Origin of the sequence: Collinsella sp. AM31-2AC (assembly GCF_003469285.1) — a bacterium.
In the GTDB taxonomy this organism is placed as follows: Bacteria; Actinomycetota; Coriobacteriia; order Coriobacteriales; family Coriobacteriaceae; genus Collinsella; species Collinsella aerofaciens_AT.
The window spans coordinates 1-1,848 of record NZ_QSJB01000040.1 but is presented as its reverse complement, the minus strand read 5'-3'; the positions used below and the strand labels follow the sequence as shown (position 1 = coordinate 1,848).

The window sequence follows — 1,848 nt, the reverse complement described above, 5'->3', positions numbered from 1 at the left end:
GCCACCATGGTCGTGGGCATCGTCGGCGCGTTCTTCGGCGTGCTGGCGTAAGGGCCCGGCCTATTATCTGCCCCCAAGGGAAACGGCGACCCGTTGCGGTCGCCGTTTTTTATTATCGAAAGCTAGCTGGAGGTGCTTCGTGATTCGATCTGACAATCCACCCGATAATGGCGTGAGCGGGGCGATGTATCTATTTGGCACGGCGCTCTTGTGGAGCTTTATCGGCATCCTCGTTCACGCCAATTCGCAGTCAGCTCTTTTGATTGGTGCTGTCACGGCAATATTTATGGCGCTCTTTATTCTGCTCGTCGGCAGGCCTGTCCTCCGCGTCAGCCGTCTTATTGTCCTTGTGGCCGTCTGCAGCTTCGTGACGGGTACCACGTTTAACTTTGCCAACCAGCTCACGACGGTCGGCAACGCAATCGTTTTGCAGTACACCTCGATGATTTTCGTTATCGTGTATCAATCGCTCGCAACACACACGTTGCCCTCACCTGCGAAGATTGCCTCCGTGGTGGTTGCTTTTACGGGTATGGGACTTTTCTTTTTAGGTGATTTGAGTGCCGAGGGCATACTCGGCAACCTGCTTGCCGTCATTTCGGGCGCCACCTTTGGGCTGTGTTTCTTTTTGAACTCTCGCCCCGATGCGTCGCCCATGGTGTCCTCGCTCATCTCCTGCGGTATCTCGATGCTGCCGATTGTCTATTTTGCCGGCACCCTAGACTCCGTGAAACCCTTTGAGTGGGGGCTCATGCTGGTGCATGGCCTTTTTTGCAGCGGTCTTGCGAGCGTGCTGTATGCCAAAGGGATTGCGCGCACCAACGCGTTTGCGGCCAACTTGGTCTGCATGAGCGAGGTCGTGCTCGCTCCCTGCTGGTCGGCGCTCCTCTTTGGCGAGGTATTTCACTGGAACGAGTTTTTGGGCGCGGCGATTATCGTTTTGGTGATTGTAGCCAACTTGGCATCCGATGCCTTTGGCGATGGCTTTCTGGTGGCGCTTGTCCGCCACCGAAACAAGGAACGTGCCTGATGGGATACGTTTGCCGTTTACGGTAAAAAACACCCCGCTGGGCGAGTGGTATTAAATAGTAAGAACCTGCATACTTATAATTGGTATCAAATCATTTGTACCTGGTATGGGTGTTAGCAGCACACCAGGTACACTTCGAGCCGTGTGATCGAACTCCCGGAATTGATATCAGCAACGCGCGCGACGGGAGTGACGACGGTTCGATATTCCTTATTGGGAGGAATTATGCTTGTCCAAGCAATCCTCGTCGGCTTAGTCGGAGCGTTTGGATGCCTCGACTACCAGCTCGGCACCCTCTACGCGTTCCGCCCCATCGTCCTGTGCCCTCTCGTGGGCCTGGTGCTGGGGGACCTGCAGACTGGCCTTGCCGTTGGCGCCAGCCTGGAGCTGCTGTTCATGGGCTCGATCTCCATCGGCGCCTACGTACCGCCCAACGAAACCGTCGGCGGCGTGCTCGCCTGCGCGTTTGCCATTCAGCTCGGTCAGGGTACCGAGACGGCCATCGCGCTCGCCATGCCCATCGCCGTCCTTTCGCTGACGATCGGCAACATTACCAATGCTTTGTTCCCTGTGTTTGTCGATATGGCAGACAAGTTCGCCCTCAAGGGAAACCTCAAAGGCATCTACGCCGTTCATTGGGGAATTGGAATTTGGGGTTGCGTTGAGTACTTCCTGCTGTGCGGCGGCGCCTTCTATCTGGGTTCCGACGCCATTCAGGGTCTGCTCGACTTCATCCCGCCCTTCATCATCGACGGTTGCGGCGTTGCCGCCAACATCCTGCCGGCCATGGGCTTCGCCATGCTCGGCCGCCTGGTGCT

2 protein-coding genes are annotated in these 1,848 nt (G+C 56.6%); both read left to right on the top strand.

From position 1 onward, the window contains the following. Positions 1-139: 139 nt before the first annotated feature. Positions 140-1,030: a DMT family transporter gene (locus tag DW796_RS10265; protein ID WP_233539728.1), complete on the top strand. Its 891-nt coding sequence runs from the start codon at positions 140-142 to the stop codon at positions 1,028-1,030. Positions 1,031-1,255: 225 nt separating this feature from the next. Continuing rightward, a partial coding sequence (locus DW796_RS10260) for a PTS sugar transporter subunit IIC (protein ID WP_147338941.1) occupies positions 1,256-1,848 on the top strand: 593 nt, incomplete at its 3' end.